Annotated in this window: 14 protein-coding genes; 10 read left to right on the forward strand and 4 right to left on the reverse strand. The window is 73.8% G+C overall.

What is annotated here, in order from left to right:
• The first annotated feature begins 100 nt into the window (after positions 1 to 100).
• From AC4IJH_RS31585 to AC4IJH_RS31625, 9 genes are all read left to right on the forward strand, one after another.
• Positions 101 to 1,447: a sensor histidine kinase gene (locus AC4IJH_RS31585; RefSeq protein ID WP_490855353.1), complete on the forward strand. Its 1,347-nt coding sequence runs from the start codon at positions 101 to 103 to the stop codon at positions 1,445 to 1,447.
• A complete protein-coding gene (locus AC4IJH_RS31590; protein ID WP_490855354.1) occupies positions 1,411 to 2,058 on the forward strand; it encodes a LuxR C-terminal-related transcriptional regulator in 648 nt (215 codons plus the stop codon). Before AC4IJH_RS31585 ends, AC4IJH_RS31590 begins: the two co-directional genes overlap by 37 nt.
• Positions 2,059 to 2,196: 138 nt before the next feature.
• Positions 2,197 to 5,301: an alpha-N-acetylglucosaminidase gene (locus AC4IJH_RS31595; RefSeq protein ID WP_490855355.1), complete on the forward strand. Its 3,105-nt coding sequence runs from the start codon at positions 2,197 to 2,199 to the stop codon at positions 5,299 to 5,301.
• Positions 5,302 to 5,380: 79 nt separating this feature from the next.
• On the forward strand, positions 5,381 to 5,611 hold the full coding sequence (locus tag AC4IJH_RS31600) for a DUF397 domain-containing protein (RefSeq protein WP_490855356.1): 231 nt from the start codon (positions 5,381 to 5,383) through the stop codon (positions 5,609 to 5,611).
• A gap of 85 nt (positions 5,612 to 5,696) precedes the next feature.
• Entirely contained in the window at positions 5,697 to 7,658 is a 1,962-nt protein-coding gene (locus tag AC4IJH_RS31605) for a hypothetical protein (RefSeq protein ID WP_490855357.1), read from the forward strand.
• A gap of 116 nt (positions 7,659 to 7,774) precedes the next feature.
• Positions 7,775 to 8,689: a metal-dependent hydrolase gene (locus tag AC4IJH_RS31610; protein WP_490855358.1), complete on the forward strand. Its 915-nt coding sequence runs from the start codon at positions 7,775 to 7,777 to the stop codon at positions 8,687 to 8,689.
• Position 8,690: 1 nt separating this feature from the next.
• Positions 8,691 to 9,773 (forward strand): PDR/VanB family oxidoreductase, encoded by a 1,083-nt coding sequence (locus tag AC4IJH_RS31615; RefSeq protein ID WP_490855359.1) that lies wholly within the window; start codon positions 8,691 to 8,693, stop codon positions 9,771 to 9,773.
• 35 nt (positions 9,774 to 9,808) lie between these two features.
• Positions 9,809 to 10,507 (forward strand): TetR/AcrR family transcriptional regulator, encoded by a 699-nt coding sequence (locus AC4IJH_RS31620; protein WP_490855360.1) that lies wholly within the window; start codon positions 9,809 to 9,811, stop codon positions 10,505 to 10,507.
• A gap of 141 nt (positions 10,508 to 10,648) precedes the next feature.
• On the forward strand, positions 10,649 to 11,161 hold the full coding sequence (locus AC4IJH_RS31625) for a GNAT family N-acetyltransferase (RefSeq protein ID WP_490855361.1): 513 nt from the start codon (positions 10,649 to 10,651) through the stop codon (positions 11,159 to 11,161).
• Here the strand turns inward: AC4IJH_RS31625 and AC4IJH_RS31630 are convergent.
• Complete coding sequence (locus AC4IJH_RS31630) at positions 11,133 to 13,214, reverse strand: ATP-binding protein (RefSeq protein ID WP_490855362.1); 2,082 nt, start codon at positions 13,212 to 13,214, stop codon at positions 11,133 to 11,135. The two genes, AC4IJH_RS31625 and AC4IJH_RS31630, sit on opposite strands and share 29 nt — an antisense overlap.
• A 352-nt stretch (positions 13,215 to 13,566) precedes the next feature.
• Here AC4IJH_RS31630 and AC4IJH_RS31635 point away from each other — a divergent pair, with 352 nt between their 5' ends.
• The gene (locus tag AC4IJH_RS31635; RefSeq protein WP_490855363.1) at positions 13,567 to 14,694 is read left to right on the forward strand and encodes a PP2C family protein-serine/threonine phosphatase; all 1,128 of its coding nucleotides are present in this window, start codon (positions 13,567 to 13,569) and stop codon (positions 14,692 to 14,694) included.
• 79 nt (positions 14,695 to 14,773) lie between these two features.
• On the opposite strand, the gene pulA is transcribed toward AC4IJH_RS31635, so the two are convergent.
• The 3 genes from pulA to AC4IJH_RS31650 all read right to left on the reverse strand — a co-directional run.
• The gene (gene pulA, locus AC4IJH_RS31640) at positions 14,774 to 17,398 is read right to left on the reverse strand and encodes a pullulanase-type alpha-1,6-glucosidase (protein WP_490855364.1); all 2,625 of its coding nucleotides are present in this window, start codon (positions 17,396 to 17,398) and stop codon (positions 14,774 to 14,776) included.
• 59 nt (positions 17,399 to 17,457) lie between these two features.
• Positions 17,458 to 18,852, reverse strand: coding sequence for an alpha-amylase (locus AC4IJH_RS31645; RefSeq protein WP_490855365.1), 1,395 nt, complete (start codon positions 18,850 to 18,852; stop codon positions 17,458 to 17,460).
• Positions 18,853 to 19,003: 151 nt separating this feature from the next.
• Positions 19,004 to 19,437: substrate-binding domain-containing protein (locus AC4IJH_RS31650; protein ID WP_490855366.1), on the reverse strand; the 434-nt coding region annotated here is incomplete at its 5' end.

Below are 19,437 nucleotides of genomic sequence, written 5' to 3' on the forward strand. Positions count from 1 at the left end.
GTCGCATAGGGGGGCCACCCCCCGTGACCTGCCGTCCGCCACCGGTCAGACTTGATCGTGCGCCCGTCGGCCGGGCGCACGAGATCGGGGACAGGGCGCGATGAATCTGAACAGAACGGCGGATACGGGAGCGGGTGCGGGATACGGGGCGCGGATCGGCCGCGCGCTGCTCGTCTCCGTACAGGGGCTGGCTCTGGCCGTCGTCTCGCTCGTGGGATCCATCGTGCTGACCGTGCTCACGGTCCTGTCCCTGGTGTTCATCGTGCTGGGCGTGGGCGTGATCACGACCCCGGCCGTCGTCGGATGGCTGCGCGCCTTCGCCAACCAGCGGCGGCTGTGGGGCCACGCCTGGGCGGATGTGCGCATACCGGCCGCCTACCGTCCCTTCCCCGCGGACCTGCGCGGCGGGCTGCGGGGCAGGGCGCGCCGCTGCGCCGTACTCCTGCGGGACCCCGCCACCTGGCGCGAACTGCTGTGGCTGCCGGTGGACTTCTCCGCCGGTTACCTGCTCGCGCTGCTGCCGATATCGCTGGTGGGGTACGGACTCGGCGCGATCCTGCTGCCGCTGGTCCATCTGGCGACCGGCGCCGGCGGCGGATGGCTCGGGCTGGCCTTCCTGCCTTTGGACAACGTGCTGATGGCGGCGTCGCTGCCGCTGATCGGTGCCGGCATGCTCGCCCTGGCCCTGTACGGCAACCCCGCCGTCCTGCGCGCCCACTTCCGGCTCGCCGCCGGTTTCCTCATACCCCCCAAGGCCGACCTGGCCGAGCGGGTGGCGCAGCTGACCGAGTCCCGGCACGACGCGGTGGACGCCTCAGCGGCCGAACTGCGCCGCATCGAGCGCGATCTGCACGACGGCGCGCAGGCCCGTCTCGTCGCCATGGGCATGAGCCTGGGCACGGTCGAGGCGCTGATCGAGAAGGACCCGGCGCGCGCCAGACACCTGCTCGCCCAGGCCCGCCGGTCCTCGGCCGAGGCGCTGACCGAGCTGCGCGACCTGGTGCGCGGCATCCACCCGCCGGTGCTGGCCGAGCGCGGGCTGGGGGACGCGGTGCGCGCGCTGGCGCTGCGGATGGCGCTGCAGGTCGAGGTGCGGGTGGACCTTGCGGGGCGGGCCGAGGCACCGGTGGAGTCGGCCGCGTACTTCGCGGTCGGCGAGCTGCTGGCCAATGCCGCCAAGCACGCGGGCGCCGAGCGGGTGTGGGTGGACATCGGCCATGCGCAGGGGCGGCTGCGGGTCGCGGTCAAGGACGACGGGCGCGGCGGTGCCGTCCTCCCGCGGGGCGCCGCGGCGGCGGGCCCCGCGGGGTCGGGGCTGCGGGGGCTGCAGCGGCGGCTGGGTACATTCGACGGCGTACTCGCCGTCAGCAGCCCCGCGGGCGGCCCGACCCTGGTCACGCTGGAGATCCCGTGCGCGTTGTCCTCGCCGAAGACCTCTTCCTCCTGAGAGACGGCCTGGTCCGGATGCTGGAGGCCTTCGACTTCGAGATCGCGGCGGCCGTGGACAACGGTCCCGATCTGGCGCTCGCGCTGGCGCAGCAGGAGCCGGATGTGGCCATCGTGGATGTGCGGCTGCCGCCGTCGTTCACCGACGAGGGGCTCCAGTGCGCGCTGGCCGCCCGCCGCAAGCGGCCCGGCCTGCCGGTGCTCGTCCTGTCCCAGCACGTCGAGCAGTTGTACGCGCGCGAACTGCTCGCCGACGGCAGCGGCGGCATCGGCTATCTGCTCAAGGACCGGGTCTTCGACGCCGAGCAGTTCATCGACGCGGTGCGGCGGGTGGCGGGCGGCGGTACGGCCATGGACCCGCAGGTCATCTCCCAGCTGCTGGACCGGCGCTCGCGGGACCGGCCGATGGGGCGGCTGTCGCCGCGCGAGGTGGAGGTGATGGAGCTGATGGCCCAGGGCCGCTCCAACCTGGCGATAGCCTCCCAACTCGTCGTCACCGAGCGGGCCGTCGCCAAGCACACCTCCAATATCTTCACCAAGCTGGGCCTGCCGCCCTCCGACGACGACAACCGCCGTGTCCTGGCCGTCCTGGCCTACTTGGACCGGGACTGACGGACCGTTAGCGTTTGCCCCGTACGTCTCTTCCGCCGCAGCCGTTCCGCCGTCGTCGCAGGTCCGCACGGGTCCGCAGGGATCAACGGCCCGCCACCGGCGCCGGAGCGCTGCGAGAGCCGAGCAGTGGGGGCACACGTGAGTGACTGGTCCAGACGCAGTGTGCTGGGAACCGCAGGGGCCATCGGCGCCGCGACCGCGCTCGGGGCCCGCTCCCCCGGCCCGGGCCCTCAGCACGACCAGGGCCACGCCTTCGATCCGGCCCCGGCCCGCGCCGCGCTGCGGCGGCTGCTGCCCGGCCACGCGGAGCAGTTCCGCCTGACCCCGCTCCGCGGCGGCCGCGAGCGCTTCAGGGTCACCGGACGCACCGGCCGCATCGAGGTCGCCGGCACCAGCCCGGCGGTGCTGCTGACCGGCGTGCACTGGTATCTCAAGTACGCCTGCCGGGCCCATCTGTCCTGGTCGGGCGACCAGCTGGACCACCTCCCCGGGCAGTTGCCCGCGCCCGAGGCCCCCCTGGAGCGCGCCACCTCCCTGCCGCACCGCTTCGCCCTCAACGACACCCACGACGGCTACACCGCCCCGTACGCCGACTGGCCGCACTGGGAGCGCACCCTCGACACCCTGGCGCTGCACGGCGTCAACGAGGTGCTGGTCACCACCGGCTCGGAGGCCGTCTACCACCGGCTGCTGAAGGACTTCGGCTACACCGACGCCGAGGCCCGCGCCTGGATCCCGGCCCCCACCCACCAGCCGTGGTGGCTGCTGCAGAACATGAGCGGCTACGGCGGCCCGATCAGCACCGAACTCCTTCACAAGCGGGCCGAGTTGGGGCGCCGCATCACCGACCGGCTGCGCTCCCTGGGCATGCACCCGGTGCTGCCCGGCTACTTCGGCACCGTCCCCGGCGGCTTCGCCGACCGCAACCCCACCGCCCGTACGGTCCCCCAGGGCGACTGGTCGGGGCTGCCGCGCCCGGACTGGCTGGACCCGCGCACCCCCGCCTTCGCCGAGGTCGCCGCCTCCTTCTACCGCCACCAGCGCGAACTCCTGGGCCCGGCCGAGCACTTCAAGATGGATCTGCTGCACGAGGGCGGCGACCCGGGCGACGTCCCGGTGCCCGAGGCCGCCCGCGCCGTGGAGAAGGCGCTGCGCACCGCCCGCCCCGGCGCGACCTGGGTGATCCTGGGCTGGCAGGACAACCCCCGCCGCGATCTGCTGGACGCCGTCGACCACGGCCGGATGCTGATCGTGGACGGCCTCTCGGACCTGGAGACGGTCACCGACCGCGAGCGGGACTGGGGCGCGGTGCCGTACGCCTTCGGCAGCATCCCCAACTTCGGCGGCCGCACCACCGTCGGCGCCAAGACCCATATGTGGGCCGAGCGGTTCACCGCGTGGCGCGACAAGCCGGGCAGCAAGCTGGTCGGCACGGCCTATATGCCCGAGGCCGCCGAGCGCGACCCGGCCGCCTTCGAGCTGTTCAGCGAACTGGCCTGGCGCGAGGAGGCGGTGGACCGCGCGCGGTGGTTCGACGCGTACGCGGACGCGCGCTACGGAGGCCGCGACCCCCAGGCCCGCAAGGCGTACGCCGCGCTGCGCACCAGCGCGTACGCGATCGACAGCGCGGACGGCCGCCCGCACGACTCCGTCTTCGCCGCCCGCCCCGACCTGGCCGCCCGCTCCGGTACGTACTACGCCACCCACGCCCCCGCCTTCGACCCGGCCGCCTTCGACACCGCCTTCGCCGCGCTGCTGGCCGTGCGCCCCGCGCTGCGCGGCAGCGACGCCTACCGCCACGACCTGACCGATGCCGCCCGCCAGGCCCTGGCCAACCGCTCCTGGCAGCTGATCCCCCAGCTCCAACAGGCCTATCAGCGCAAGGACTTGGCCACCTTCCGGGGCCTGTCGCGCCTGTGGCTGCAGCTGATGCGGCTGAGCGAGGAGGTCACCGGCGCGCACCGGCGCTTCCTGCTCGGCCCGTGGCTGGACCAGGCCCGGCGGTCGGCCGCCGGCGAGGCGGAGGCGGCGCGGCTGGAGCGCACCGCGCGCACCCTGATCACCACTTGGGCCGACCGGCCGACCGCCGACGGCGGACGCCTGGCCAACTACGCCAACCGCGACTGGCACGGGTTGATCGGCGATGTCCATCTGCCGCAGTGGCAGGCCTACTTGGACGAGCTGGCCGACGCCCTGGCCCAGGGCCGCCCGCCCGAGGCGTTCGACTGGTACGCCGTCGAGGAGCCCTGGACCCGCGCGCGCGGCGACTACCCGCTGCGCCCCACCACCGACGCCCACCGCGCCGCCCTGCGCACCCACGACGCCCTGGCCAAGGCCCCCTACCAGGGCACGCTCGCCCTCGCCGCGGAGCCGCCCGCCCTGCCGCCGGGCGGCACGGCCCGCCTCACCGCCTCCTTGCGCAACACCAACGGGCTGCGCGCCACCGGCCGTGTCGACTTCGCCCTCACCGGCCCCGACGCCACGCCCCAGGGCCCTCTGACGCTGCCCTCCGTCGCCCCGGGCGCCACGGGCCGGGCGCGCTGGCGGGTCACCGCGCCGCCCGGCCCGCCGCAGCGCCCGCTGGAGCCGCTGCCGTACGAACTCGCCGTCCGGTACGGGCCCAAGGGTCAGGAGCGGGTCCGGGCGGTGCGCTCCGGCGCGCTGTTCGTGGCCGGTCCGCTCGCCGCCGACCTGCGCACGGTCACCACCAACGAGGCGGTCTTCGGGCAGCTCGGCGACCGTATCGCCGTCAACGGCGCGGGGCGCGACTTGTGGCGGGCCACTGCCGAGTTCGGCGCGGTCTACCGCGCGCGGGCGCTGCGCACCGGCACGTCCGTGACGGTGCGGGTCACCTCCCAGGAGCGGACCGGCTCGTGGGCCCGGGCCGGGATCGTGGTCCGCAACAGCCTGGCCGATCCCGCCTCCCCCGGTTTCCTCAACCTCTCCGTCACCCCCGCCAACGGCGCCGTCCTGTCCTACGACTCCGACGGCGACGGCGTACTGGACACCTTCGACCGCATCCCCGGCATCACGGCGCCCGCCGCCCTCCGGCTGACCCGCGAGGCCGCGGGCACCTACCGCGGCGAGTGCTCGGCGGACGGCGGCGCCACCTGGCGCACCGTCGGCACCGTCAGCGTTCCCGGCGCGGCCGGTGCCCAGGACACCGGGCTGCACATGTCGGCGTCCAACGGCGGTACGGGCGCCCGCGGAACGGCCGAGTTCAGCGGCTGGAAGCTGACATGAGCGGCGCGTACTGTAGCCGTCACGGACCGCGAGCCCACGGCGCGGTCGAGGAGCCCCCCATCACAGAGGAGTGCACCGCATGAGTACCGCAGCCGACAAGGAATGGCTCTACGCCCTCGACATCTCCAAAGCCACCTGGCAGCGCGCGCCCGGAGAGGCCGAGGAGGCCGTGGAGATCGCGTTCCTGGAGCGCGGGGCGGTGGCGATGCGCAACTCCAAGGAGCCCGATGTGGTGCTGCGGTACACCGAGGCGGAGTGGCGTGCCTTCGTACTCGGCGCCCGGGACGGGGAGTTCGACCTGAAGCGCTGAACCGCGGCGGAGAGGGACGGCCCGCCGTCGGAGCGGCCGTCCGCCATCAAGGTGACCATCGCAGGATTCACTCGTTTCACCTAACGTGGAACAGCAGCAGGCGACAGCGCCCCGTTCGGACCGCACCTCCCCCGTCGGCGTCATCGACGTCGAGCAGGCCGAGGCCGCACTCGTCGAGCACTACCCGCGGCTGGTGCGCCTGGCCTATCTCGTCCTTCCGCCCAAACTGGGGCGCAACCGGCGGGTGTTGACCGCCCACTCCGTCGTCCAGCGCGCCCTGCCGCGCAACCGCACCAGCGCCGAGCGGCTCGGGCTGCCCGCGCAGCGCGGCAGGCGGGGCGCGGCGGCACTCGACCCGGGGCACCAGCTGATCCGGCTGCGGGTGCTGCGCGCGGCGCTGGCCGCCGAGCACCCCCGTCTGCGGCTGCCGGTGGTGCGCCGGGAGGTGCCGCTGCCCCCGCTGCTGCCCCAGGTGTGGGGCCTGCGGCTGTTCCCGCGCTCCGGCGGCGCCGATGAACTCGCCCTGGACCAGGCCCTGTCGGCGCTCTCGGGCCCGGGGCGCGCCGCGTATGTGCTGCGCGGGCTGGAGGCGATGAGCGACCCCGAGGTGTACGCGGCGCTGGCCGCCGCCGGGGTGGAGGACCCGGCGGGGGCGCTGGCCGAGGCGGACCGGGCCGGGTCACCGGCCGGCAGCAAGGACCAGTCGCTGCTGGAGTCCGCGGAGTTCGACCCGTGCACGCTCCAGGCGCGGCCGACCGATCTGATGCGGCGGCGCCAGCACGTACGCGCCATGGTGGCGGCGGGCGCCGCGGTGCTGGTGTGCGGTGCGCTGCTGGGGCTGCCCGGCGACGGCTGGGGGCCCGACGGCGCCGCCGCTCCCCCCTACGCCCGCAACGCGGCCGCCCAAGCTGCCCTGGATCCGGCGCGGTTGACGCATGCGGACGCGGACGCGTGGCGGACCGGGGCCAGGGAGGACTTCTCGGCCTGGCCCGCGCGCGGTGACCGGCTGGGCGATCGCGGCCTGCTGCGGCGGGCGCTGGCGGTGTGGGCCAGGCCGGGCGCCCGGGTGCGGGTGTCCGCGACGCCGGAGACCGCGACCGGGCCCGCGGCGGGGCCGCCGCGGCTGCTGTACGCGGGCGTGGTGGGCCGGGCCGCGGTGGTGATGCTCTACGACGGGCTGCGGGTGGTCCGTTACGCCGAGTCCGCGGACGGCTCGGCCGAGGGTGCGGCGCTCGACTTCGCCCGTACCGACGCGGCGGGCCCCGCCGGATCCGCCGCGCTGGTGATCGACCGCGGCGACGGCAACGTCCGCTATCTGACGGCTCCTTGGGTCAAGAAGGCCGAGCAGATCGATCTGCTCACGCCCCAGGCGCCGGGGCAGGCGCTGCGCATCGGCGAGGACGGGGTGAGCGATCCGCTGCGCTCGCCCGCGCAGGCCCGCGACTGCACCGGCTGGCCGGCGTTGCGTATGGACGGGCAGGTGCTGACCGACCTCGGCGAGCTGACCCCGGCCCGGCTCACCTACGGCGACCCCCGGCATCCGCGCGCGCTCGGCGGCCAGGAGGCGCGTACGGCCTGGGCGCGCACGGCCTGCCATCTCCCGGCGGTGCGCGGGCGGGGCGTACGCGAGGTCAACTCCTGGGAGTTCGCGCGCCAGCAGCTGCCCGAGGGCGGCGGCAGCGCGGCGTGGGTGTGCACCCGCGCGGAGACCTGGCGCGGTACGGGCAGCCGTACCCTCGCGCAGTTCCAGGGCCCGGCCGGGGGCGGGCGGCCGCAGGCTCCGGGGGCGGTGGCGGCGCGCGCCGAGGGCGGTACGGCCTGCGGTCCGCGGGCGCCGCGCGCGCTGGCGGGCGTGCTGTGGAAGGCCCGGGGCGGGCAGTGGTGGCTGCTGGCAGCGGGCAGCCCCGACGTCGCGGAGATCACCGCGTCCGGCGGCGTCGGTGCGCGCGCCGAGGGCCGGACGCTGGCCGTACGCGCCAAGGCGGGGGCGCGGGCCGAACTGGCCGCGAAGCTGGCGGACGGCGGGCGGCTGTCGGCGCTGCACTGAGCCGCGAGAAGGGACCGGGAAGAGACAGGGAGCGGGCGCCGGGAGCGCCGGGCCCGCTCGAAAACCTTGTCGCACAGGGGTATTGCCGACCGCTTACCCGCCAGTACATTGACGCCATGTCTAATACGGCCTCGTTGCGGCCCCAGCCGGTCGCGTCCGAGCACACCCCGCTGAAGGCCCGCAACGTCGCCTTCGACTGGGCGGACACCCCCCTGCACTGGATTCCCGGCGACCCGGCCAGCACCCACACCATCAATGTGCTGCACCTCCTGCTGCCGGCCGGGGAGCGCTGGTTCGTCCACGTCTACAAGCAGGTGCTGCCGCAGATACGCGACGAGCAACTGCGCCAGGACGTCATCGGGTTCATCGGCCAGGAGGCGATGCACTCCCAGGCGCACGACGACGTGCTGCCGCACCTCAAGCACCTGGGCCTGGACCCGACCCCGTACACCGCGCAGGTCGACTGGCTCTTCGAGAAGATGCTCGGGGACCGTACGCTGCCGCCGGGGCGGGCGCGGCAGTGGTGGCTGATGGAGCGGGTCGCGATGATCGCCGCGATCGAGCACTACACCGCCTTCCTGGGCGACTGGGTCCTCAACGCGAAGGCGCTGGACGCCAGGGGCGCCGATCCGACCATGCTGGACCTGCTGCGCTGGCACGGCGCGGAGGAGGTCGAGCACCGCTCGGTGGCCTTCGATCTGTTCGTGCACGTCGACGGCGGCTACCGGCGGCGGGTGCGGACCTGGGCGACGGCGTTCTCGGCGCTGGTGTTCCTGTGGCAGCGCGGGGTGCGCTACTTCATGGAGAACGACCCGACGCTGACAAACGGCCACGCCACCTTCACGGAGTTCTTCCGCGCCGGGCGGCAGGGCGTGCTGCCCACCACCGGGGCCATGGTCCGCTCGATCCCGCAGTACCTCAGCCGCCGCTACCACCCCTCGCAGCACGGCAGTACGCAGCAGGCCGTCGCCTATCTCGCCGCCTCCCCCGCCGCGACCGCGGCCGAGGACCGCACGAAGGGAGCCGCCTGAGATGCCCAGGGCGCACACCGTGCTGGCCCTGGCCGGGGCCGCGCTGGCCGCACGGCAGGCGCTGCGCAGCCGGGTGCGGCGCTCGCCGCTGTGGCCGCTGCCCGCGCTGGAGAACCCCGTATCGGGCACCGGGCGCGGCGGCCGTGGCGCGCTGCGGCTGCGGGTGGCCGAGCGGACGCAGGAGGCCGCGGGCGTGCTGCGGCTGCGGCTGGCCGGGGACGCGCTGCCCGCCTGGGAGCCCGGTGCCCACGTGGATGTGGTGCTGCCGTCGGGGGCGGTGCGCCAGTACTCCCTGTGCGGGGATCCGGCCGACACCGGCGCGTACACCATCGCGGTCCGGCTGATCGAGGAGGAGTCGGGCGGCCGGGGCGGCTCGCGCGAGGTGCACGAGCAGCTGCGCGAGGGCGCCGCGGTCGAGGTGCGCGGGCCGCGCAACCGCTTCCCCCTCCAGCAGGCCCCGGGCCATCTCTTCATCGCGGGCGGCATCGGCATCACCCCGATCCTGCCGATGCTGCGGCAGGCCGAGCGGGACGGGGTGCCCTGGCGGCTGGTGTACGGCGGGCGGTCGCGCGCCTCGATGCCGTTCCTGGCCGAGATCGAGAAGCTGGCGGGGGCCAGATCCGAGCGGGTCTCGGTCGTGGCCGAGGACACCGACGGGCTCCCCGACCTGGCCGCCGCGCTGGCCGCCGCCCCGCCGCACACGGCCGTGCACTGCTGCGGCCCCGAGCCGCTGATGGACGCGGTGGCCGCTTTGCTGCCCCCGGGGCTGACCCTGCACACCGAGCACTTCAGCGCCGCACCTCAACTCCGGGGTGAGGACACCGAGTTCGAGGTGGAGCTGCGCCGCACGGGCCGCACGGTGACCGTACCGGCCGGCACCAGCGTGCTGCGCGCGGTGCGGGGCGCGGCCCTGCCCGACCTGCCGTACTCCTGCGAGCAGGGCTTCTGCGGCACCTGCCAAGTGCGGGTGGTGGACGGCGAGGTGGACCACCGCGACGAGCTGCTGACCGACGCGGAGCGCGCGGACTCGGCGCTGATCTGCGTCTCGCGGGCGCGCGGCGGACGGCTGGTCCTGGACCTGTGATTCCCCGGTGCGCCCGCGGTCGTTAGGGTGTTCGTATGACGACCGGGGCGCGCCGCAGGATGGGTGTGGAAGAACGGCGCGAGCAGCTGATCGCCGTGGCGCTCGATCTGTTCAGCCACCGTTCCCCCGAGGACGTGTCGATCGACGAGATCGCCGAGGCCGCCGGGATATCCCGGCCGTTGATCTACCACTACTTCCCGGGCAAGCAGAGCCTGTACGAGGCCGCGCTGCGGCGGGCCGCCGACGAGTTGGCCGCGCGCTTCGTCGAACCGCACGAAGGCCCGCTGGGCGCCCGGCTGTTGCGGGTCACCGAGCGCTTCTTCGACTTCGTGGAGGTGCACGGCCCCGGCTTTTCCGCGCTGATGCGCGGCGGTCCGGCCATCGGGTCGAGCAAGGCGAGCGCGATGATCGACGGGGTGCGGCAGGCGGCGTACGAGCAGATCCTGTCCCACCTCGGGGTCTCCGCCCCCGCCCCGCGCCTGGAGCTGGTGGTGCGCTCGTGGATCTCGCTGGCCGAGACCACGGCGCTGCTGTGGCTGGACGGGCGGCGCATCCCGCGCGGCGAGCTGGAGCGCCAGCTCGTGCACGACTTCGCGGCACTGACGGCGGTCAGCGCCGCCTACGACGAGGAGATGGCCCACACCCTGCGCCGGATGCTCGCCGACGAGCCGGCCGGCGGGCCGTTCGGGGACCTGGTGGCCCGGCTGCTGGCACTGGCGCCCCAGCCGCTGTGAACGGCGCCGCGTGGCCCTTCGCTGGAAGTGGGGTCATGAATCGGCGAGCCGGTGGGAGCTGATCGCGCCCACGCGGCGCAGCGTGCCGGGGTGACCTTTCCCAGGGGCGGCCGAGCAGGCGCGTAGGGCACAATCCCGCGCATGGACATGATCACTTTTCGGCGCACCGACGACCCGGCCGACCTGCCGGTGCTCACCGGTCTGTACGACGGCGCGGCCCGCTGGATGCGGGAGTCGGGCATCGACCAGTGGAAACCGGGCGGCAAGGACGCCGAGCACTTCCGGCTGCGGATGAAGGAGGGCGAGGTCTGGCTCGCGGAGGTGGGCGGGGTGGCCGTCGGCGGCTGGGAGCTGTGGTGGGAGGACCTCCCCGCCTGGGGGCCGCAGCCGCCGGTGGCGGGCTATGTCCACCGGCTGATGGTGGACCGCACGAGCGCCCCGGCGGGCGCGGGCCGGGCGATGCTCGCGCGGGCCGAGGAGCGGATCACCGAGGCCGGGCGGGAGGTGAGCCGGCTGGACTGCCTGGCGGCCAATCCGCGGTTGCGGCGCTACTACGAGGCGGCCGGGTACACGGTCGTCGGCGAGCAGCGGGCCAAACAGGACGGGGGCGGCAGTCCGTACGCCGTCACCCTCCTGGAGAAGCGTCTGAGGTGAGGGCGTAGTCCAGGCCCTCCTCGCGCCCGTACTCCAGCCCGCGCCGGAACTCCGCCTCGAAGGCGGTGTCGCCGATCGCGCCCCGGACCTGCTGCTCGCAGGCCCGCCGGGCCTGGGCAAAGCTCACGGAGCCGTACTGCGGCGAGCCCACGGTCCGCCAGCACCGTTCCCCGATGCCCAGCAGCCGGGCGGGCCGCGCCCCCTCGCCGGCCGCCGCGGTCGCGGAGGCCAGCAGATCCACCGTCATCGCGAGACCGAGGACGTCACGCAGCACGGCCTTGCCCGACAGCGCGGCACGTGCGTGGTCGATGGCCGGGGCGATCCGGCCCCGGCCGAGATCCGCCAGCGCCTGCACATAGGCGGCGAACGCCCGGATCCACTGCTCCCCGGGGCCGAGGTGCTCCCTGCGCAGCGTGTCCATCTCCGCCGCCGCGGCGTCCAGTTCCCCCCGGCCGACGAGGGCAAAGCCGCGGGAAACGCCGATCAGCAGCCAGATACCCCGGTAGCGGCTGTTCCGTGGCGGTGTGGCTCGCCATTGAAGCGCTTCGAGCGCCCCCAGACAGTCCCCCATGAGCACCCGGCTCGCCCCTACGAGATAGATGCCGGGGTACGCCGCATCGGGATCGTCCCGCCCCCGCGCGGCGGCCAGACACTCCTCGCCCGTGCGCAGCCCGGCGGTCTGGTCCCCCTGGATCAGGGTGAGCACTCCATGGGCCCAGAACGCTTCGTCGCGCTCCGGTCCGGGCGCGCACTCCAGAGCCAGCGCCCGCTCCAGATAGTGGCGTCCCTCGCGCAGGAAGCCGCAGGCCATCCAGAAGAACCACAGGGCGCCGGCCATCGCGAGCGCGTCCGCGGGCTCCCCTTCCACCAAGTGGTACTCCAGCGCGGCCCGTACGTCGGCGTGCTCGGCGGTCAGCCGTGCGGACCACTCCACCTGGTCGGGGCCGATCCACTCGGCCGCGCCCCTGCGGGCCAGCCGCAGATAGTGCTCGGCGTGCCGCCGCCGCTGGTCCTTGTCCTCGCCCAGCTCCACCAGCCACTGCGTCCCGTACTCGCGCAGGGTGTCCAGCAGGCAGTACCGCTCCCGGCCCGCGCGGTGCTCGCGCAGCACGATCGACTTGGCGACCAACTCCTCCAGCAGGCCGGGGATCTGCCCGGCGGGCAGGGGGCCGCGGGCGCAGACCATCTGGGCGGTGTCCAGGTCGAAGCCGCCGGCGAACACCGACAGCCGTGCCCACAGCAGGCGCTCCAGCGGGCGGCACAGCTCGTGGCTCCAGCCGATGGCCGTGAGCATCGTGCGGTGCCGGGGAAGTTCTGTCGTACCGGACGCGGCGAGGAGGTCCAGGCGGCCGGAGATCCGGGAGGCCAGCTCGTCCACCGGCCAGTCCCCCAGCCGCGCCGCCGCCAGCTCGATGGCGAGCGGGATGCCGTCCAGGCGGCGGCACAGCTCGGCCGCCGGCCCCCGCTGCGGGCCGGTGAGCGTGAAGCCGGGCGAGGCGGCGGCGGCCCGCTCCCGGAAGAGCTGGAGGGCCTCGCTCTCGGCGCTCTCGGCGCTCTCGGTGTCGCACACCTCCCCCGGCACGCTCAGCGGCCGCAGCTCCATCACGTCCTCGGCGTCCAGCCCCAGCGGCTGCCGGCTGGTGGCCAGGACCTTCAGCCCGGGGGCCACCGCCAGCAGCTCGAGCAGCAACTCGGCGCAGTCGGCGGCCACATGCTCGCAGGTGTCCAGCACCAGCAGCAGCCGTTTGTCGACGAGCCACTGGCCGAGCACCTCGCGCAGCGGGCGGCCGCCCTGGTCGGACAGGCTCAGCGCCTCCACGGCCGTGGCCGCCAGCAGCATCCCGTCGCGCACCGGCGAGAGCTCCACCAGCCATACGCCGTCCGGGAATTCGGCTCGCGCCGCGTCCGCCGCGCGCAGCGCCAGCCGCGACTTGCCGACCCCGCCGACGCCCGTCAAGGTCACCAGCCGGGACCGCGCCAGTACGCCCTCCAGCCGTGCCAGTTCGTCCTTGCGTCCCACGAAACTCGTGGTCTCCGCCGGGAGGTTGCCCACCCACCGGATCCTGCCGTTCCCCGCCACGATGCCTGCTTCCCTCGACCGGCTCCCCACGCCCTGGTAGCGACGAGGTACAGAGTGACCCACGCCACACGCCTATCGCAGGCGATCGCATCAGTACGGTCGCGAGTTGTCCAAATGGCGCGCGGAGCGTGCAAGGAGCGCACGTCGGGGATACGCGCGCAGGCGCCACCCGCGCACCCCGCGCAAAAGCGGCAGGGTGTCTCACCACCGCGTCATACGCCGAAAGCACCCGATCAACTCCCGCCACCTGTGATCAATAGGTCGCCATCCAGCGCTCAGCGGGGAATAGTGTCGCCCTCACCACCCTTGTGGGGAGGCAAGGTTCGTGACCAAGAGCACCCAGTGGTGGCAAGGACCGGGGGGACGGGTCCTGCTGTCCCTGGCCCCGGTCGCCCTGCTCGCGTTCACAGGAGTGGCGGGCGGGCGGCCCACCCTCCTGCTCGGTTCACTGCTGGTGGGTCCGCTGCTGGCCTGCGGGCGCCTCGACGGCCGGCACACCGCCGTCGTCGCCGCCGTGACCATGGCCGTCGCCCTCACCCTCGGAGCCCTCGAACACTCCCTGCCCACCGCGGAGTTCGTGGTCCAGTGCGTGGTCCTGTCGCTGGGCGGGGTGGCGGCGGCGCGGATCGCCCTGCACCGCACCACCCGGGAGGCCGAGCTGGCCCGGGTCGCCCAGGTCGCCCAGCGGGCCATCCTGCGCCCGCTCTCCCTGCGGCTGGGCGGGGTCGAGGTCGCCACCCGCTACTACTCCGCCTGCCGGGCCGCGGTGATCGGCGGCGATCTGTACGACATCGCGCGCACCCCCTTCGGCCTGCGCGTCCTGGTCGGCGACGTACGGGGCCACGACCTGGAGGCGGTCCGGCTCGCGGCGGCCACGATAGGCGCCTTCCGGGACCTGGCGTACACCTCCTGCGATCTGCCGACCCTGGCCAAGGGCCTCAACGCCCGGCTCGCCCCCGAGCTGGAGCCCGAGGACTTCGTCACCGCCGTGTTCGCGGAGTTCGCGCGCGGCGAGGTGCGCCTGGTCAACTGCGGCCATCCGCCCCCGCTGCGCATCGGCCACCGCCTGGAGCACCTCTCCCCCGCCGACCCCTCGCCCCCGCTGGGCCTGAACCCCGACCCCCTCCAGCAGCGCGCCCGCCTCGGCGACGGCGAGCGGCTGCTGTTCTACACCGACGGCCTCACCGAGGCCCGCTCGCCGGGCGGGACGCTGTTCGCCCTGGGCGAGCCGGTGCGCGCCGCGCTGACCGAGCCGCTGCTCAAGGACGCCCTCGACGCGCTGCACGGCCTGCTGGAGGCCCATACCGTCACCCCGCCCCACGACGATCTGGCCCTGGTGCTGTGCCAGCCCGTGCACAGCATGGACGAGTCCTTCCCGTGGCCGGACCGGCCGTGCCGCGCGGAGCGGGAGCGGCACGGCCAGGAGAGGTACGACGAGGACCGGCAGGACTGACACCCGGTCCCGGCCCCCAGCCCCTCCCCGGCACGCGGCCGCGCACGCACCCCGTAGGTGTACTGCCCTGTACGCGTACTCAGCCCCGTACGAACACCGCGACCGTCCGCGCCGGTACGACGAAGGTCCCCGAACCCCGCTCGTAGGCAGCCGACTTGACCACCTTGTCCGCCCCCTTGGCCTGCACCGGATGCAGCGCGTACCGCTGCCCCGCCACCGCGCCGACGCGCTGCTCCTGGCGCTGCGGCGTGGCGTTGAGGACCACCACCAGCCGCCCCAGCCGCATGGTGATCACGCCCGGTGTCTCGTACTTCCCGGACAGCGGGAAGGACAGCGCTGCCTGCACCCCGGCGGCGGTGGCGTGGCCGAAGTCCCGCTCGGTGGAGCGGATGCGCAGCAGATCGCGGTACGCGGCCGAGGCGCCGGTGATCGCGGCGCAGCCGGGGCGCAGCGCGGGGTCGGCCAGCAGCGGGCGGGCAAAGGGCCACTTGTCGCGGTTGTCGGCGGCCGGCGGGAGGCCGCGGCCGAAGCCGTTGCCCTGGGCGCAGTCCCAGTGGATGGCGTTGAACCAGTCGCCGCTCTCGTAGGAGTTGCGGTCCAGGGACTTCGAGCGCAGCAGGTCGCTGCCCGCCTGGGAGAGGGCCGGGCCCTGGGAGAGCGCGGCGGTGGCCATGGCCAGCACCTGCATCCTGGCCCGGTCGGCGGCGGAGGTGGCGGGCGGGAGTTTGAAGGCCAGGGCGTCGTAGAGGGTCTCGTTGTCGTGTGCGTCGGCGTAGGCGAGGGCGTCGCCGGGGGCGGCGGCGTATCCGGCGGGGGCGCCGTTGTAGTCGACCTGGGAGCCCTTGACGGTGCGGCCCGCGCTGTCGGTGAAGGTGAACTCGGCGAGGTTGCCGCTCAGTCCGACCTTGATGAGGTCCTGGTAGTGCAGCAGCCGGGCCCGCTGCTGGTCGGTACTGCCGTTGGCGGGCGCGGAGTTGGGGTCGGTGAACAGACCGGAGGCGAAGCCCTGGACGCGCGGGTCGGCGTCGAAGGGGCCGCCGCCGCGCAGCGCGTCGCGCGAGCGGTCGTTGAAGGTGGCGATGCCGGTGCCCGCCATGTTCTTCTGGGTGGCCTGGACGAAGCGGGCGTCGTCGGCGACCTCGCCGAAGTTCCAGCCCTCCCCGTACAGGACGATCGCCTTCCCGTCGACGCCGTCCTTCTTGGGGGTCAGCGCGTCCAGGGCCTTGCGCACGGCGAGGATGTTGGCCTTGGGGTGGTGGCCCATGAGGTCGAAGCGGAAGCCGTCGACCTTGTAGTGCCGGGCCCAGGTGACGACGGAGTCGACGACGAGCCGGCCCATCATGGCGTGCTCGGGCGCGGTGTTGGCGCAGCAGGTGGAGGTGGCCACGCTGCCGTCGTCCAGCAGCCGGTGGTAGTAGCCGGGCACGATCCGGTCCAGTACGGAGCGGGGGTCCTGGCCGGCGGCGACGGTGTGGTTGTAGACGACGTCCATGACGGTGCGCAGTCCGGTGCGGTTCAGGCCCTGGACCATCCGCCGGAACTCCACGGTCCGCAGCGGCCCTTCGGGCTCTGAGGCATAGGACCCTTCGGGGACGGAGTAGTGCAGCGGGTCGTAGCCCCAGTTGTAGGCGTCCTTGGCGGCGGTCTTCGCGATGCACTCCTGCTGCCGCTCGGAGTCGGCGGGCAGCGCGGCCAGGTCGCAGCCGGGCCGCGCCTGGTCGGAGCGCCGCTCGGGGATGGTGCCGATGTCGAAGGCGGGCAGCAGATGGACGTACGACGTGCCCGCGCGGGCCAGGGACTTCAGGTGCCGCATGCCGTCGGATCCGCGGTCGGTGAAGGCGAGATAGCCGCCGGGGTGGCGGGAGGTGCCATCCGCCACGGAGAAGTCCCGGATGTGCAGTTCCTGGATCTGGGCGGCCCGCAGGGGTACGGCGCGCGGCTTCTTCAGCCGGTGCCAGCCGCGGGGCGCGAGCTTGGGGTCGGTGAGGTCGACGATCAGGCTGCGCGCGGAGTCGGTGGTCAGGGCGGTGGAGTAGGGGTCGGTGACGCGGTTGGTGACGAAGGCGCCCGCGCTCGGGGCCCAGACGCGCACCACGTACCGGTAGGGCTTCCCGTTCCAGGCGCGCTTGCCCCGTACGCTCCACACGCCGCTGGCGTCGTCCCGGCGCATCGGGACCGTGCGCCCGTCCAGTTCCAGCGCCACCTCTTGTGCGGTGGGCGCCCAGACGGACAGGGTGGGGCGGCCGTGCCGGAAGACGGGGCCGAGGTCGGCGCGCAGGGCGGCCGGCCCGTACAGGTCGTCCAGGACGCCGGGTATCTGCACGCCGGTGGTGGCGCGCGGCCCGCCCGGCGCGCCCTGGGTGGCCACGACGCGCTCGCGCAGCGCGCCGGGGATCAGATGCAGGTCGCGCGGGTCGACGGCGAAGGCCGGAAAGTCCTTGAGGTGGGGGTACTTGGCCGCTTCGGCCGGGGTGAGCCGGGCGGGTGGCAGGCGCAGCCGCCCGGCACCCCCGAACTCCAGTCGCGCATCGGCGCGTTGGGCACCCTTCCACACCACCGTGTCGCGGTCGATCCACTGCGCCTCCGCCTTGACCTGCTGCGGTTCCGGCGGGGGCGCGGCGTCGGCGGGTGGCGAGGTCGTCAGGACCGCCGCACACAAAGCCATGGCCACGGCTGTCACGGTACGGCGAAGGGTGCCGCTCACGTAAAGGCTCCTTCAGGTCGTCGGCGGAAAGTCGGACGGTCAGCTGCGCGGACGGGCGGTCAGCAGGTCCGGGCGCCGGTGTGCAGGGCGAGGGCGGTGTTGGGGCCGAGGGCGGCGGTGAACCGCCCGGCGCCGTCCACGCTCACCTTCCGGCCACTCTGTACGTCGCAGTAGTCCCCGGCGGCGAGGGAGGTCTGGAACGTACGGTTGATCGCGCCGCTCTCGTGGTTGACGGCGACGAAGCCCTTGCCGCCGCGCCCGAAGGCGATGGCGTCGTTGCCGTTGTCCCACCAGTCGGTGACGGCCTGGCCGCGGGTGGCGTTGCGGAAGGCGACCATGGACGTGATCTCGGGCCACTTGTGCTGGCACTTCCAGCCGTCCCGCCAACAGGCCTTCACCGCCCCGCCGTTGGGCGGCCCGGCGTCGTGGTCGGTGAACTCGTAGCCGGAGTGCACGTCCGGGGAGCCGTAGGGCCAGGCCAGCATGAAGACGTTGGCGAGGGTGTAGTCGGAGCCGTCCTTGTAGGTGAGGGTGGTGCCGTTGCGCTCGGTGTCCCAGTTGTCGACGAACACCCCGGCCTTCCCGCTGGGCATATAGGCCCAGCCCTCGCCGAAGTTCTTCAGATAGGCGAGCTTCTCGTTCTGGAAGACCCGCTTGAGGTCGCGGCCGTAGCGGAACTCCTGCACGTCGCCGTTGTCCAGGTACTCCGTGGGCGAGACGGCCTCGCCCTCGCCGTGGATGGCCTCCTGCTTCCAGTAGACGCCGGGGTCCTTCACCTGGCTCTTGATGGCGGCCAGATCCTCGGCCGCCATGTGCTTGGCGGCGTCGATGCGCAAGCCGTCCACGCCCAGCGAGCGCAGGTCGTCCAGGTAGCGGGCGATGCGGGTGCGGACATAAGGCTCGCCGGTGTCCAGGTCGGCCAGGCCCACCAGTTCGCAGCGCTGGACGTTGAAGCGGTCCTTGTAGTTGTCGATGCGCGCGGTGCAGTCGTCCATGTCCTGGGGCTGGTAGATGCCCGGGTAGGTGTACTTGGTGTACGACGAGCCGCCGGTGCCGGTGCCGGAGCCGGCGGACATGTGGTTGATGACGGCGTCCGCGACGACCTTGACGCCCGCCGTATGACAGGTGTCGATCATGTTCTTGAAGGCGGTGCGGTCGCCGAGCCGGCCGGCGATCTGGTAGCTGACCGGCTGGTACGAGGTCCACCACTGGCCGCCCTGGATGTGTTCGGTGGCCGGGGAGACCTCCACATAGCCGTAACCGGCGGGCCCCAGCGTGTTCTTGCACTCCCTTGCGACCGCGTCGTAGCGCCACTGGAAGAGCTCGGCGGTGACGTCCTTGTCGCCGGGCGGGGCGGCCTGCGCCGGTGGGGCGGCGAGAGCGGCCGATGCGCACGTGAGCAGCGCGAGAACGGCGCTCGCCGGTCTGCTCGGTATACGGAACCGATGGTGCATGGGGTCCTCCTGAGGGGGGTGAGGAGTGGCCCCGGTGCGGCAAGGCGCCATGTCCGTGGGGCCGTTGACGGTTCTAGTCGCCACCCCGCCGTGGTGCAAGGTTTTGCGCAAGAGATTGCAGTGGTGTTGCGCACCGCGCCGACGCCGCGGCTCACGCCCCTGCCCGTACCGGCCCCGTCGAACCGCGCACCACCAGCTCCGGCTGGAAGACGAACTCCGTGTGCCGCACCGGGCTTTCCCCGCTCTCCCCCTGGGACAGCGCGCGCACCTGCTGGATCTCCTCGATCAGCGCGCCCACCGCGGCCGTGGCCATCGCCTGCACCGGCTGGCGCACCGTGGTCAGCGGCGGGTCGGTGAAGGCGATCAGCCGGGAGTCGTCGAAGCCCACCACCGACACCGCCCGCGGCACGTCCAGGCCGCGCTGCCGGGCCGCCCGTACGACGCCCAGCGCCATCAGGTCGCTGCCGCAGACCACTCCCGTGCACCCCGCCTCCAGCAGCGCGGCGCCCGCGGCGTGCCCGCCCTCCACACTGAACAGGGTGTGCTGCACGAGTCGTTCGGCCTGCCCCCTCCGCAGGCCGAACG

This window comes from Streptomyces sp. UF-297, from assembly GCF_058245575.1.